At 63.0% G+C, this 14,343-nt stretch carries 12 protein-coding genes; 4 read left to right on the plus strand and 8 right to left on the minus strand.

Annotated features, from left to right (window positions below; all coding sequences use genetic code 11):
- Positions 1-51: 51 nt before the first annotated feature.
- From D3876_RS14135 to D3876_RS14160, 6 genes are all read right to left on the minus strand, one after another.
- Positions 52-972: a TIGR03619 family F420-dependent LLM class oxidoreductase gene (locus D3876_RS14135; protein WP_119763168.1), complete on the minus strand. Its 921-nt coding sequence runs from the start codon at positions 970-972 to the stop codon at positions 52-54.
- A 161-nt stretch (positions 973-1,133) separates the two neighbouring features.
- Positions 1,134-2,342 (minus strand): CaiB/BaiF CoA transferase family protein, encoded by a 1,209-nt coding sequence (locus D3876_RS14140; protein ID WP_119763170.1) that lies wholly within the window; start codon positions 2,340-2,342, stop codon positions 1,134-1,136.
- The gene (locus D3876_RS14145; RefSeq protein WP_119763172.1) at positions 2,342-3,466 is read right to left on the minus strand and encodes a CaiB/BaiF CoA transferase family protein; all 1,125 of its coding nucleotides are present in this window, start codon (positions 3,464-3,466) and stop codon (positions 2,342-2,344) included. The genes D3876_RS14140 and D3876_RS14145 overlap by 1 nt, the downstream gene beginning before the upstream one ends.
- A gap of 6 nt (positions 3,467-3,472) precedes the next feature.
- A complete protein-coding gene (locus D3876_RS14150; protein WP_119763173.1) occupies positions 3,473-4,894 on the minus strand; it encodes an aromatic ring-hydroxylating oxygenase subunit alpha in 1,422 nt (473 codons plus the stop codon).
- Positions 4,884-6,164 (minus strand): amidohydrolase family protein, encoded by a 1,281-nt coding sequence (locus tag D3876_RS14155; RefSeq protein ID WP_119763175.1) that lies wholly within the window; start codon positions 6,162-6,164, stop codon positions 4,884-4,886. The genes D3876_RS14150 and D3876_RS14155 overlap by 11 nt, the downstream gene beginning before the upstream one ends.
- Positions 6,165-6,302: 138 nt before the next feature.
- On the minus strand, positions 6,303-7,706 hold the full coding sequence (locus tag D3876_RS14160; protein WP_119763177.1) for an aromatic ring-hydroxylating oxygenase subunit alpha: 1,404 nt from the start codon (positions 7,704-7,706) through the stop codon (positions 6,303-6,305).
- 166 nt (positions 7,707-7,872) lie between these two features.
- Between D3876_RS14160 and D3876_RS14165 the strand changes: the two genes are divergently transcribed.
- The 3 genes from D3876_RS14165 (at position 7,873) to D3876_RS14175 (ending at position 10,455) form a co-directional block, all read left to right on the plus strand.
- Positions 7,873-8,202, plus strand: coding sequence for a 2Fe-2S iron-sulfur cluster-binding protein (locus D3876_RS14165; RefSeq protein WP_119763179.1), 330 nt, complete (start codon positions 7,873-7,875; stop codon positions 8,200-8,202).
- A gap of 125 nt (positions 8,203-8,327) precedes the next feature.
- Positions 8,328-9,563 (plus strand): cytochrome P450, encoded by a 1,236-nt coding sequence (locus D3876_RS14170; RefSeq protein WP_238475378.1) that lies wholly within the window; start codon positions 8,328-8,330, stop codon positions 9,561-9,563.
- 52 nt (positions 9,564-9,615) lie between these two features.
- Complete coding sequence (locus D3876_RS14175; protein WP_119763183.1) at positions 9,616-10,455, plus strand: SDR family NAD(P)-dependent oxidoreductase; 840 nt, start codon at positions 9,616-9,618, stop codon at positions 10,453-10,455.
- Positions 10,456-10,506: 51 nt separating this feature from the next.
- On the opposite strand, the gene D3876_RS14180 is transcribed toward D3876_RS14175, so the two are convergent.
- Complete coding sequence (locus D3876_RS14180; RefSeq protein WP_119763184.1) at positions 10,507-11,760, minus strand: MFS transporter; 1,254 nt, start codon at positions 11,758-11,760, stop codon at positions 10,507-10,509.
- Between the two features lie 71 nt (positions 11,761-11,831).
- Positions 11,832-13,001: a CaiB/BaiF CoA transferase family protein gene (locus D3876_RS14185; protein WP_220475466.1), complete on the minus strand. Its 1,170-nt coding sequence runs from the start codon at positions 12,999-13,001 to the stop codon at positions 11,832-11,834.
- Positions 13,002-13,163: 162 nt separating this feature from the next.
- Here D3876_RS14185 and D3876_RS14190 point away from each other — a divergent pair, with 162 nt between their 5' ends.
- The gene (locus tag D3876_RS14190; RefSeq protein ID WP_119763188.1) at positions 13,164-14,330 is read left to right on the plus strand and encodes an acyl-CoA dehydrogenase family protein; all 1,167 of its coding nucleotides are present in this window, start codon (positions 13,164-13,166) and stop codon (positions 14,328-14,330) included.
- Positions 14,331-14,343 lie beyond the last annotated feature (13 nt).

Raw genomic sequence — 14,343 nt, forward strand, 5'->3', positions numbered from 1 at the left:
CAGTACCGGGGATGCCAGGCAACCCGGCTTGCGCAAGGAGCGACTGCGCGCTTACCCGATTTTCGGCTTGATCTCCTCGATCACCCACTGCGCATAGTCTTCATATTCGGCGATGTCGCGTACGGCGGGTATGGGGACCGAACTCATCGTCACCCCCAGTTCCTTGAGCCAGCCGAGCCGGTCGACGATCTCGGGCGCGGTCATCCCGCTCCGCGCCTTCGGGTCGTCGATGACCTTGTGCCCTTCGCCGACGCGGCTCGTTGCAAAACCGTACATCACGTCGAAGGGGCGGCCGTCATAGCCGGGCTGCGACTTGATGAAGTCGATCCGGGCGGGGATGTCCTCGGGCTTGGTGAGATAAGGCCACCAGCCGCTCGCATAACGCGCCGCGCGCTTGAGCACCGCCTCTGCCTCTCCGCCCATCCAGATCGGCGGATGCGGTTTCTGTACAGGCCTGGGCGCAAAGGCCACGTCGCGAAAGGACACGAATTCGCCTTCGAACACCGGATCGTCCTTGGTCCAAAGCTCGAGGATCGCTGCGAGATATTCGTCACACAGCCGGCCGCGCTGGTGGAAGGGGACGCCGAGCAGGTTGAATTCCTCCTCCAGCCAGCCCGCGCCGAAGGTCACCATCGCCCGGCCGCTCGACATCCAGTCAAGCGTGGCGAGCGCCTTGGCGGTGATCACGGGATGCTGCAGTGGCAGGATCGCGATCGAGGAATTGATGCGGATGCGTGTCGTAGCGCCAGCATAATAGCCCATCGCGGCATAGGCGTGAAAATGGTGCGGGCCCGACAGATCGACATGCGATTTCGGAATGAGGAAATGCTCGGGCACGCTGATCATGTCGTAACCCAGACGATCGGCCAGCTTTGCCAGTCGTGTCTGGTCCGCGCCGGTCACCGCCAGCTCCCAGGGCTGCATCGTGGCCTTGAGCTCGATAAGGCGCGGCATGCCGAAAGCGAACTTCATAGGACCTCCTACACCACGAAGTACCCCGGCGAAGGCCGGGGTCCAGAGTGACAGGGCGCAGTGTCTCCGACTCTTGGACCCCGGCCTTCGCCGGGGTACTCGGCGGATGAAACCAACCAAGTCGGATATGTTTAGACTAGCTGCACGGGCGGGAAAGTCAGTCAGTCCACTATCGCGCGGGCGATCAGGTCATCGAGCTGATCCGAAGAAAGCCCGAGCAGTTCGCGATAGACATAGTCGTTATGCTCGCCGAGCAGCGGTGCGCCGCGTTCGATTGCTGCCTCGTCAGGGGACATGCGCCAGCCAGGACCGATCACGGGCCTTGTCCCGCCGCGTGCGTCGGTGACCATGCGATATGCGCCGCTGGCCCAGAGGAAATCGTCGCTGACCAGATCGAGCGACGACATGCTCTTGAAGGCGGGAACGCCCGTCGCGCGAAGTGCTTCGGCGAGTTCGGTTGTATCGCGCGCGGCCGTGAGACCCGCCAGCGCGGCATCAAGGTCAGGGCGATTGGTCAGCCGCGCGGCAAGATTGGCAAAGCGCGCATCGTCCACCAGCGCCTCGGCACCAAGTACGCCGCACAGCGCCTGCCATTCCTCCTCGCTCGCAACGGCTATGCTCAACCATTCGCCACCGGCGCAGGGATAGCAGCCATGCGGTGCCATCTCTGGATGCGCGTTACCATCGGCCTGCGGCGCCACATTCGTCATGGCGTGGGCGAACAGGCTGTCCCCGACCATCGAGGAAAGCGTCTCCACCGCGGACACGTCGATGAACTGGCCTTCACCCGTCCGCGCGCGATGGTGAAGCGCGGCGATCGCCGCAAATGCGGCGGACGCGCCGACCGTCGAATCTCCGTAACGAATGTTCATCCCCCTCGGCGTCTCGCCCTCATGGCCGACCAGATAGCTGAGGCCGCCCAGCGCCGCGAAACATGGGGCGTAACCGGTCTGATAGCCGAGCGGACCATCGGTTCCGTACATCTTGATCGAAACCTGGATGATGTCGGGCCGGATCGCCTTCACGTCCTCATAGCTCAGCCCGAGCCGCTCCATCGCGCCGGGGCGCAGATTGTCGATCACGATGTCCGACTTCGCGATCATGTCCCTGAGCAGCGCCATGCCCTCTTCGGACTTCATATTGACCTGGACGCTCTGCACCTCCTGATTGATGCTCAGGAAATAGGGCGCACTGTCGATGTCGACGCCGCCATAGGCGCGCATTTCGTCGAGGTTGGATTTGCTTTCGACCTTGATCACCTCGGCGCCAAGAAAGGCGAGCAGCTTCCCCGCATAGGGGCCCGCCCAGACTTTGGTGATCTCGAGTACGCGCACGCCCGCGAGTGGTCCGCCACGTTCGGGAAGCGGCATCACGCGACCTCCTCCTGATCGGCACCGAGCACGGGGGCGGGGGAGGCGAGCCGGACGGGCGAGGCGCTCATGCGATAGGGCACCGTCGGATGTGCGACGCCCTCCAGCGTCTGGAAATAGCCGCGATGCCGGTACTGCGGATTGTCGGGCAGATCGGCCGCAGTGTTCACCTGCACCAGCGCGACGCCCAGCTTCTGTGCCGCTTCGGCCACGGCGTCCTTTTCCTGCGTCACGATCCAGCCGGTGAAGCCGGCGCGGAATTCGGCGACGCGGTCCGCAGTGCAGTGGAATTCCAGCCAGTCCGCGGGAAAGGCGGTGGTCCAGTCGGGGTTGCCCATCAATTGGCACAGCCCCGTCCAGTGCGCGCGTGTGGTCATGACGAGGAATACATGACCGTCCTTGCATGCGAAGGTCGCGCCCGGTCCGCCCATGTCGTAGCGTGCCCGTTCGGGCCCGGCATCCGCTTCGCCCGCAAGAATTCGGCCCAGCACGCAGTCGGCGCGCGACAACTGGACCGCAATTTCGCTGATATCGATGAACTGGCCTTTGCCGGTCTGCCGCTTGCGCCAGAGCGAGGCGGCGACGCACAGCGCGGCCTCGAGCCCAGCCTCATAATCGCTCATGAAGCGGCCCGCGCCCTTCAGCGGCGGCTTGTCGGCAGGTGTTTCGCTCGGCGTATGATAGCCCCACCCGCCCGCATTCATGACGTTGAGTGGTCGCGCAATCTGCCATTCGGCGGGCGCCTCCTGGCCAAAAGGCGTAATCGCGCAGTGGACGAGATGAGCGTGCCTGGCCGCCACTTGTTCGCGGTTCAGTCCATGCGCCTCGGCCCAGATCGGCGCGTGATCGTCGATCAGCGCGTCGGCCTTCGCGAGCAGCCGATCGAGCACCGCGCGGTCCGTCGCTTGCTCAAGGTCGAGCACCACCGACTTCTTGTTGGTGTGCAGATATTTGAACAATGTGCTTTCGCCGCGCACGAAGGGGCCCATGACGCGCGTCGGCGCACCGCCGGGGCGCTCGATCTTGATCACCTCCGCGCCGAAATCGGCGAGCAGTTTTGACGCATATTCGCCCGCAACCCGCTCGGCGATTTCGACGATTTTCAGCCCGATAAGCGCGGTCATCGTGGTTCAGCGCTTCACCGCCGAACCGGGTTTCAACGGCTCCATCGCCATATATTTGTCCACCGCGCGCTCGAAATGGCGGATGCGGATTTCCTGATAATTGCCGAGCGTCAGGCCGCGCTTGGCGCTGGCCTCTATGCCCTCCTGCTGCAGGAAGAGGTTGTCGGTGTCCTGATCGAGGATCTTGCCGAAGCCCGGATCCATGCCCTCGGCCTCGGTGAAGGACCGCTCGTCGCTCAGGATCACCACTTCCGCGGGATCGGGGCGCCTGCCGTCCCTGGGCACTGGGCGCAGGAACATCACTTCGTAGATGCAGCGCCGGTGGTTCCGCGGATCGGGGCGAAAGCGGTAGACCATCGGCAGCGATATGCCGGGGAAGAGGTAGCAACTCGGGAAGATCGTGTAGGAAAAACAGTCGAGCATTTCGGAGTCCGACACCGACGAGAGGTCGCTGCCCGTTCCCTGCTCGAACATGCCGCGGAACATGTCGGCCATGGCCTGCCGCGCGGTGCCGTTGCCCACGCTGGGGCGATCGTCCGACAGCATCGTGCCGTCGCCAACGGTGAACTGGTCGAGAATGTCCTGCTCGCTATACTTGCCCTCCAGATGCGGACTGGCGACGCCCAGCGGCGAGATGAAGCGGTTCACATGCTCGCCATAGACATCATATTGCGAATTGGCGTCGGCATTGGACGGTGCGACCTGCGGGTGCGTCACGATCACGTGATAGGCCTCCATGAAGGCCTCGACGGTCAGCTTCCAGTTGGCGGGAAAGCTCTTCTGGACATGGACGTGGACATAGCGGTCCTCGAGCCTCCATTCCCTGATGTGCGCGAGCGCCTGCGGACCGATATAGTCCTCGAGCGAGGGGGCGTCGGGATCCATGTTGATCCAGACGAAGCCGCCGAGCAGCGCGACGCGCGCCTCGGGCAGGCTGAACTTTTTCTTGTCGACGTGCGGGAAATCCCAGGGGCAGGTCATCTGCTTTAGCGTGCCGTCGACATTCCAGCTCCAGCCGTGGAAGCTGCACTTGAATTCGCTCGCGCCGCCCTCGCTCCCCGACGCGCGCAGCTTGGTGCCGCGGTGGAGGCAGGCATTGTAATAGGCGCGGATGTCGTTTTCCGCGACGCGCGTGATGATGAAGCTGTATTGGCCGATGTCATAGACGTGATAGTCGCCGACTTCGGGGATATGCTCTTCGCGGCAGGCGAACTGCCAGGTCCGCGTCCACAGCCGTTCGAACTCGCCGTCCGCATATTCGGCCGAAACGTAGCGATCGGTCGAAACGTCCTCGCTGCCCAGAAACTCGTAGGATTCGGAACGCACCCAGCCGGGCGCGGCAACCTTGTCGCGCTCGATGATATCCTGCGTGCTGATCGCCGGGCAACGCGCCTCTCCGGGCTGAAGCTTGCCGGTGTCAATGTTCATGGGTGGTCTCCGCAAGTGTGAGGGCGGGTGCGATGCTGTGGATCGCGCCGTCCTTCATGACCATTGCCAGTCTGGCCCTGTCGGTCATGATCGTGATGTCTTCGAGAGGATTGCCGTCGATGAGCAGCATGTCCGCGAGCATGCCCGGCTCCAGCGTGCCAAGATCCCCCTCATCGCGCATCGCCAGCCCGCCATTGCGCGTCGCGCAGATCAGCGCGTCCGCTGGCGAATAGCCGTAATAGTCGACGAAGAATTTGAGATCGCGCGCATTGGTGCCCTGACGGCTCCAGGCAAAACCGTAGTCGCCGCCGATCAGGTGCCGAATGCCGCGCTTCCTTAGCTCGGTGTGGGTCTTCACCGATTCATCGAGCAGACCGGGAATGCCCATATAGCCGCCGATTTCCGGCGTCAGACCGTTCGCCGACGCTTCGCCGCTGACGATGGTGTGGAACAGGCTGACCGTGGGTACGACGAACATGCGGTCCTTCGCCGCTTCCATCATGTCGAGCAGCTCTTCATCGGCATATTCGACATGGAACAGGCCGTCGACGCCCGCCTCGAGGCACGCCTTGGAGCCGCCGATCGAGCGCGTGTGCGCATTGACCTTGCGGCCATAGGCGTGCGCGGTTTCGACCGCCATGCGGATTTCCGCGAGGCTCATCGGCGTCGTGTGCGCGGGCGTGTTCGGATAGAAAGGGTCGCCCGAGACGTCGAGCTTGATATTGTCGCAGCCCTCGCGACAGGCGAAGCGCACCGCCTTGCGCATTTCCTCGGGGCCGTCGACGATCACCGACGGGCCGATGCGCGGGTTATGCTCCTTGCTTTCATCACCCATCGCGCCCGTCACGCTGATCTCGAGCGAGCCGGCGCGGATGCGTGGGCCGGGCAGGCGTCCGGCATTGACCTCATTGCGCACGGCGACACCGAGCCGCAGCTTGGCCTCGGACGCGCCATAGGCACTGGTGAAGCCGGCATCGATCAGCGCCTTGGCGCCGCGCGCGGCGGCGAAAACCTGTTCTTCGGGGGAGGGGGTGATCAGGTCTTCGGTCGCGGTGACCGCCTCGAAGGAAAGATGCGTATGACCCTCGGTCATTCCGGGCATGAGGAACCTGCCGTCAGCCTGGATTACCCTGTCGGCGCTCGGGTGCTCGCCAGCGCCCGCGGGCATCACCGCGGCAATGCGATTGCCGTCGATCAGAACGTCGCCCGCAAAAGGCGCCGCGCCGGTCGCGTCCCAGATAATCGCATTGCAGATAATTGTCGTCGCCACCGCGCAGCCTCTCACGCTTTTGTCGGCGCAAGACTAGGCTGATCGACGGTCCAGCCAAATGACTGGCAGGGAATGGGCGGTTTGCTGTGGAGGATAGCAGAAGCGGCGCCCGCCGGACGCCGCGGCTGCTTTCCTCAATCAGAAGCCGAGGTCGAGGATCTTGCCGTCGAAATTGCCGCCCAGCTTCTGATTGGCGGCCGCGAGCTTGTCCTGCGGCACACCCTTCAGATAGCCGTCGATGATCCGCTGATAGTTGCTGATCAGCCCCTCGATGTCCTTGGACAGGCGCATGAACTCGAAGCCTTCGGCGTGCATCCCCTTCTGCTGGAGCGGGATGTTCGAATAGTCCTGACGCGGAATTTCCGGGAACTGGTCGCTGTCATACGGCAGGATAACCGGCTCCATGACCGGCTCGGGCTCCTCGCCTTCGGGATACATGGTCAGCGACCATAGCTCGAACAGGCAGCTTTCGGGCCCCAGCGGACGAATGCGATAGGACGACATGCTCGAGAAGAAGGGCAGCAGGAAAAAGTGCGGGAAGATGAATTCGACCGCGTTGATCGGGTCGGATACCGCGACCGCGTTCAGATCGGGCACGGGCTCGCCCTTGGCCTGCAACTGCTTGCTGATCTGATCCTGCACGATCCCGTACCACATCGGCACCGCCTGCGCGGGGTCTTCTGGCAGTTCGACATCGAGCAACTGCCCCGCGATCTCCACTTCCTTGGGGTGCACCATGCCCGCCATGCCGTCGCTTAGCAGCCCAAGGTGCTTGAACTGCGCCTTGATATTGTCGCGCACGCTGAGATTGGGGTTGATCGGGATGCCGATGCCGCCCGTGTCCATGCCGTACATCATGTTGTAGAGCATTGGCGCGGCCTGCTGGAGCTGCGGATGCGTGCGCATGACGTGATAGCCTTCCATGAAGGCTTCCATGCCCACCTTCCAGTTGGCCGGCAGCACCGTGGCATACCACCATTCAGCACGCAGATTGCCCATGCCATGCGCTTCGAGCCGCTCCGCCACAGGGCCGATCGATTCCCGGAGCGACGGCGCATTGTCGTCCAGATTGATGAAGGCGCAGCCGCCCCAGGTCTCGACGCGGCAGGCCCGGAGCGCCAGATCGGCCTCGTCCAGTTGGCCCTCGCTGAACATGTGGCGGCCGTAGACGAAGGTGTTCTTGCCATCCATGTTCCAGCGCCAGCCGTGGAACGGGCAGATGAAGCCCTTGGTCTTGCAGTTGCCGTGCGCGCCTTCCTCGGTCAGCGGCACCCCGCGGTGACGGCAGGCATTATGGAAGGCCTTCACCCCTTCGGACGTGCGGACGACGATCACCGACTTGCCGAGGTTGGAATATTCCACCCAGTCGCCGACATTGGGGATCTGTTCAAGCCGGCAGGCCATCTGCCAGACATGCGGCCACAGGCGCTCGGTTTCGAGGCGGTAGAATTCCTCGTCATAATAGCGCTTTGAGGGGATCCGCTCAGGATCGGTAATTTCAAAAGGAACCCGTCCGCGTCCAGCGATCGTGCCGTCTGCCATAGCATGCCTCATTCGGTTTTTCTCGTTTGGCTGAGAGTCGTAAAGGCTGGGGGGTGGGGCGCAAGCGAGATCGCGTGCGGGGCTTCATCCATCGCTGCCTCGATAGTCAAATCAGATCGCCCGTCTGAGCCTTCCGTCAAATCGAGCACTCGTACATTCCTGAGGCATGGTGAAAGTTACTTTTGTCGAACCGAACGGAACCGAGCGACACGTCTCCAATGCGGAGGAAGGCCAGTCGCTCATGGAAGTGGGCAAGGCCAATGGCATCGATGGCATATTGGCCGATTGCGGCGGCGCCTGTTCGTGCGCGACCTGCCATGTTTTCGTCGATCCGCAATGGTGGGAGAGGGTGGGGCCGCCCGATGAGGTCGAGTTCGCCATGTTGGACATGGTGGCCGACGTTGCGCAGGACATGAGTCGCCTGTCCTGTCAGGTGAAGATCAACGCACAGTTGGACGGATTGCGCGTGACGGTCGCACCCGCGTCCGACTTTTAGTAGCTGGGGCCAGCGTCCCGTTCCGTGTTAGTGAGAGGAGCAATCCGATGACGTCCTGTCCGATGTCGCAAGAGGCCAAGTGTCCGATGTCGCAAGAGGATCAGGCCCTGCTTGAAAGCGGGTCGATGACCGATCCGATCATTTCCGCGCGGCCGCGGCCCTATTACGCGGCGATGCGCGAGCATGATCCGGTGCACTGGGACGAGAAGCTGGGGATGTACCTGATCTCGCGCTATCAGGATATCCTTACGATCCAGCAGGATCCGATCACCTTTTCAGTGAACAAGGGCTATCACACGCAGCAGGCCAAGGGCTTTCAGGAAGAGTTCCAGGACATCCTGAAACGCGATGGCGGCGGCTATTTCCCCGACGCGATCATGTCGGACCCGCCCTATCATACGCGCATCCGCAAGCTGATGGAAAACGCGTTCACCGCGCACCGGGTGAAGGAGCTTGAGCCGCGCATCACCAAGGTTGTCGCCGACCTCATCGACAGCATAGCCGACACCGGCGCCGCGGACGCGATCCACGATTTTTCGGTGCCGCTGACCATCCGTATCATCTGCGAACAGCTCGGCCTCGACTGGGATATCAAGGATCGCATCCAGCGCTGGTCGATCGCGGTCACGGCGCAGATCGGACGGATGCAGGACCGCGAGCAGATGGTCGCGCATGCCCGGGAAATCTGCGAGCTGCAGCAATATCTCATCGGCAAGATGAAGGAGCGGAAGGACGATCCGCGCGAGGACATGATCTCCGATCTCGTCCATGCGAAGATCCAGACCGACGATGGCACGGTCGAGACGCTGACCTTCGAGGAAGCCGTGTCGCTCGTCCGCGCTCTGCTGATCGCGGGCAACGAGACCACTGCGACCGCGCTCGGCAATCTGTTCTACATCCTCGCGACCCAGCCTGAGATCGCGCAACTGCTCAAGGACTCGGTCGATGACGACCGCCTGCTCAATCGCTTCGTCGAAGAGCTGCTCCGCATCGAGCCGCCAGTGCGCGGGCTTTCGCGGATGACGACCAGGGAGGTTGAGCTCGGCGGCAAGACGCTGCCCGCCGGCGCGCATTTGCTGCTGATGTACGCCTCGGCGAATGATCAGGCCGATGTGTTTCCCGAACCGCGTAGCTTCGACATCAACCGGCCCAATATCGGGCGGCACGTGTCTTTTGGGGGCGGCGTGCACCGCTGCGTCGGACTGGCTCTGGCGCGCATGGAGATCAAGGTGGCGGCGCGAGAGATCGTCCGGCGGATGGACAATATCAGGCTCGCTATTCCGGTTGAGGATATTACCTATCTGCCGACCGTCGCCACCCAGTCGATCGAGCGATTGCCCATCACCTTCACGCGACGATGACACGCGCCGAAGTGTTGTTGAAGCAAGTGAATACAAGCCCTTGGAGGGGTGATTGAAGAAAGAACTCGAAGGCAAGGTCGCGGTCGTCACGGGTGGTGCCGGCGGGATTGGCAGGGCGACCGCCGAACTGTTTGCGGCCGAAGGCGCAAAGATCGTCATCGCCGATCTGGATATCGAGGCGGGTGAAGCGCTCGCGGCCTCGATGGGCGACGCGGCTGTTTTTCAGCGTACCGATGTGGCCGACGCAGCGCAGGTGCAGGCGCTCGTGGACAAAGCCGTCGCGCATTTCGGCGGTCTGCACATCATGTTCAACAATGCCGGCATGTCGTGCGCGCCGTTTCCGCGCTTTCTCGACGACACGCTGGCCGACTTTCAGCGGGTCATGGGCGTCAACCTCTATGGCCCGATGGTCGGAACCCAGCGCGCTGCGCGGCACATGAAGGATCATGGCGGCGGCGTGATCCTCAACAACGCGTCGATCGCGGGCATGCTCGCCGGTCAGGCGATGATGACGTATCGCGCGTCGAAGGCGGGGCTTATCCAGTTCAGCAAGTCGGCGGCGATCGACCTTGCCCAATATGGCATTCGCGTGAACTGCCTCGTTCCCGGTCATATCCGCACCGAGCTTTCCTCGTTCAGGCAGGCCGACGCCGAGGATGAGGTGGCCGCGCGTGTCGAGGTGGCGGTGAGCGACGTCTATCTCTCGAACCAGCCGCTCAAGCGCCGTGGCCTGCCGCAGGACGTCGCAGAGGCGGCGCTGTTCCTGGCAAGCGACCGCGCGCGGCAGATCACCGGCATCACGCTGCCGGTGGAAGGCGGCGTCACCGCGGGCGATCCGGTCAATCACCTGCAGGACATTTTGGAGGCACGCGCCCGGGCTATGTCTGGCTGATCGTGGCTGCGTGGCTGGCCATCGCCAGCCAGAGCGCCCTGATCAAAACCGTCAGTGTGATCGTCGTGTGGCGTCGAAGCGGGGCGCCGGCAAGGTGGCCAGCGCGATGCTGCTTGCGACCATGAACACCATGGACAGCCACAAGAAGGGCCCATAGCTCCCATAGGCGTCAAATATCCGCGATGCGGCAAGCGGCCCGGTTGCCGTCCCGATCGACAGGGCGACCAGCAAGCCGCCATAGAGCGCCCCGAAATTCTTGAGGCCAAAATGCTTGGTCGTCAGATAGACGATCACGTCGACCTCTGCACCCAGGGTGAGGCCTATCAGCGCAGCCGCGAGGGCGGCGGAAGCATATCCGTCGCCACCGGCAACGAGCAGCAGGCATGCCGCAACCGGAAGTACGAAGACCGCCGCGCCGACATGAGATCCCCGAAAACGATCAAGCAACAGACCCGTGCCCAAACGGCCGAAAATCGAAAAGAACCCGACGAGCGTGGCAATTCCGGCGGCTTCCAGCTTGTCCATACCGCGGCCGGTGAGGATTGGCAGGAAATGCACAACGAGCGCGAGGATCGTAAAGGTAAAGAGCAGGCTCGCGAGAAGCAGCCGGAGATAGACCGAGGAACGAAGCCCTTCTGAAAAGCTGAAGCCAACGGCTTCCGCCATCTCTGGCGCCGGAGCTTCGTCACGTGCTTTTTTGGGCTGCCTGTCGCGCGCGCCGCGGAAGAAGAGCAGGATGACGGGGAAGGCCACAACCACCCAGACAAGCGCCTGGATGGCCATCGCGGTCTGCCATCCATAGGCCGCGATCAACCTGGTGCCCAGATAGGGAAACAGCGCCGCTGCAACGGACGCTCCGCAGAGAGTGACGGCAAATGCCAGTCCCCGCGACGCTTCGAACCGTGTCGCCACTGCGCTTGTCCAGATCGTCGCCTGAACGGGGAGCGTAGCGGCGGCCATCACGACCCAAAGCATGTACCAGTTGGCAGCCGCGCCCGTCGCCGTTCCGATCAGGGCAAATGCCGCGCAGGTCAGCACCACGCCGACAAGGCCCAGTGGGCGCGGACCGATACGGTCGACAAGGAAACCGATCGGAACGCCGAAAACTGCCTGGATCAGCGTGGCGATCGTCAGCCCGGCGGTGGTTTGCGTCCGCGTCCAGCCGAATTCGGCGCTGATCGGTTCGATATAGGGGCCAAGACCATAGATATGGATTACGCTGGTGGCGTAGCCGAGCGCCGCAGCGATGGGCAGCATCGGATAGCGTTGCCATTCGCCAGCCCGGCCGGTTGCGATTGCGGTCATGTTCCCCCCTTGAGCATCTATCAAGTTCTGCCACGCGAAACGTGATCGCATCCGGCTACTAGTGCGCCTGTTTAACGGGTGTCGTCTGCCGTGAAACGGATTTCGCCCAGTATTTCCTCGCTATGTTCTCCAAGCGTTGGCGTGGCCCCTGCGACGCCACCGGGCGTGCGTGAGAACCAGGTCGGTACGCCCGGGTATCGGACAGGACCGTGTTTGGTCTCGACCGTCTCGAAAAAGCCGACCGCGTTCAGATGCGGGTTGTCGAAAAGCTCCTCGGGCGTTCGCAGCGGGGCGGCAGGGATGCCGAGTTCGCGCAGCAGATCGAGCCATTCCTGCGTCGTGCGTTCAAGGAAGGTTTCGGCCAGCAGTCCGTAGACGCGGTCGATCTGCTTCGCGCGCGCCTCGAGCGTGGCCAGGTCGGGCCCAACCCAGGCGGGCTTCACGGCATTGACGAACAGCGTCCAGTGCTTGTCATTGTAGATAAGCGCGGAGACGTAGCCGTCCTTCGTGCGATATGGCTTGCGATTGGGCGCGACCACGCGCGGATAGCAGGCGGGGCCAAGCGGCGGGTTGAACATTGCGCCATTGGCGTGTTCGACGAGCATGAATGAGGCCATCGTCTCGAACATACCGACTTCGACTTCCTGCCCCTCGCCCGTCCGTTCGCGGTGGAACAGCGCCATGACCGTCGCGTAGAGAGAGGTCAGCCCCGCGACCTTGTCCGCGACGATCGTGCCGACGAAATTGGCCTCGCCCGTCAACATCTGCTGGACGGCGGGCAGCCCGCATTCGGCCTGGATCGTATCGTCATAGGCGGGCTGGTCGCGGTCGGGCCCGCGATGACCATAGCCATAGCAGTTGGTATAGACGATCGAAGGGTTGATCGCGGCGACCGCTTCATAGCTGAATCCCAGCCTGGCGATCGCCTTGGCGCGCATCGAATGGATGAAGACATCGGCGTCCGCGATCAGCGCGCGCAAGGCAGCCTTGCCCTCGTCGCTCTGGAGGTCGAGGACGATGCTGCGCTTGCCGCGGTTCACATTGACGAACACGCCCGACATGCCCGGTTCGGGCGCGACCGAGATGAAGCGGGTATTGTCGCCCGCCGGCGGCTCGACCTTGATCACATCGGCGCCCATGTCCGCCATGATCTGTGTCGCATAGGGACCCATCACCATGGCGGTGAGGTCGATGACGCGGACGCCGGCCATGGGGCCTTTGCCGCGGGTGCCATTACCCATCCATTCCTCCAAACTCACCCTTAAGCGGCTAGTTCAAGCGGGTCGGGAAATCCATTCGCGTTCACTTCGCCCCGCCGATATGTGCAAGGCGTCCGGTTGTGTATGCTCGGGGGCCACTGCTACCCGCAGGGCATCCAATATTCGCAAACGGGGCAGAGAGCCGTGGATTTTTCGTTCACCGACGACCAGCAGAACATCCGGGACGCGATCCTGAAGCACTGCACGCAATATCCTGACGAGTATTGGCTTGAGCGTGACAGGGAAGAGGCGTTCCCCGAGGACTTCTACCGATCGCTTGCCGATGCGGGGTGGCTTGGGGTCGCGATGCCCGAAGCGTTTGGCGGGTCGGGCCTCGGCATCACGGAGGCCGCGATCATGATGCAAGCGATCGCGGAATCGGGCGCGGGGATGAGCGGCGCTTCGGCGGTCCACATCAACATCTTCGGGCTCCAGCCGATCATCCTGTTCGGGACCGAGGAGCAGAAGCAGCGCTCTATCCCCGGCATCATCAGCGGCGCCGACAAGGCGTGTTTCGCGGTGACCGAGCCCAATGCGGGGCTCAACACCACGCAGCTCAAGACCCGCGCCGAGCGCAAGGAGGGCGGCTATCTCGTCAATGGCGAGAAGATCTGGATCTCGACCGCGCAGGTCGCGAACAAGATGCTGCTTCTCGCGCGCACCACGCCTCTCGATCAGGTGAAGAAGAAAACTGATGGGCTCTCGCTTTTCTATACCGACCTCGACCGCTCGAAGATCGATGTGCGGCTGATCCACAAGATGGGCCGTCATGCGATCGACTCGAACATGCTCTTCATCCAGGATCTGTGGATCCCGGAAGAAGACCGGATCGGGCCAGAGGGCGAGGGCTTCAAGATCATCCTGCACGGCCTCAATCCCGAGCGCGTGCTGCTCGCGGCGGAAGCCGTCGGGCTCGGTCGCGCCGCGATCAAACGCGCCGCGCGTTATGCGCGGGAACGCATCGTGTTCGACCGCCCCATCGGCCAGAACCAGGGTATCCAGCATCCGCTAGCCAAATGCTGGGCTCAGCTAGAGGCTGCCAACCTGATGGTGATGAAGGCCGCGTACCTGTTCGACAAGGGCGAGGACTGCGGCGTCGAGGCGAATGCCGCCAAATATCTGGCAGGCGAGTTCGCGTTCGAGGCGTGCCACACCGCGATGCTGACGCTCGGCGGCATGGGCTATGCGCAGGAATATCATGTCGAGCGCTATGTCCGCGAAAGCCTGATCCCGCGCACGGCCCCCGTGAGCCCGCACATGATCCTCAATTTCCTCGCCGAAAAGGTGCTGGAACTGCCCAAATCCTACTGATCAACCGGGGAAT

The sequence above is a fragment of the Sphingomonas cavernae genome, assembly GCF_003590775.1.
In the GTDB taxonomy this organism is placed as follows: Bacteria; Pseudomonadota; Alphaproteobacteria; order Sphingomonadales; family Sphingomonadaceae; genus Sphingobium_A; species Sphingobium_A cavernae.

Excerpts from the sequence above, each read along its gene's own strand:
- D3876_RS14170 (WP_238475378.1), top strand. The coding sequence starts at position 8,328 with ATGACCGATCCGATCATTTCCGCGCGGCCGCGGCCCTATTACGCGGCG.
- D3876_RS14150 (WP_119763173.1), bottom strand. The coding sequence starts at position 4,894 with ATGAACATTGACACCGGCAAGCTTCAGCCCGGAGAGGCGCGTTGCCCG.
- D3876_RS14160 (WP_119763177.1), bottom strand. The coding sequence starts at position 7,706 with ATGGCAGACGGCACGATCGCTGGACGCGGACGGGTTCCTTTTGAAATT.
- D3876_RS14140 (WP_119763170.1), bottom strand. The coding sequence starts at position 2,342 with ATGCCGCTTCCCGAACGTGGCGGACCACTCGCGGGCGTGCGCGTACTC.
- D3876_RS14180 (WP_119763184.1), bottom strand. The coding sequence starts at position 11,760 with ATGACCGCAATCGCAACCGGCCGGGCTGGCGAATGGCAACGCTATCCG.
- D3876_RS14165 (WP_119763179.1), top strand. The coding sequence starts at position 7,873 with ATGGTGAAAGTTACTTTTGTCGAACCGAACGGAACCGAGCGACACGTC.
- D3876_RS14145 (WP_119763172.1), bottom strand. The coding sequence starts at position 3,466 with ATGACCGCGCTTATCGGGCTGAAAATCGTCGAAATCGCCGAGCGGGTT.
- D3876_RS14135 (WP_119763168.1), bottom strand. The coding sequence starts at position 972 with ATGAAGTTCGCTTTCGGCATGCCGCGCCTTATCGAGCTCAAGGCCACG.
- D3876_RS14185 (WP_220475466.1), bottom strand. The coding sequence starts at position 13,001 with ATGGGTAATGGCACCCGCGGCAAAGGCCCCATGGCCGGCGTCCGCGTC.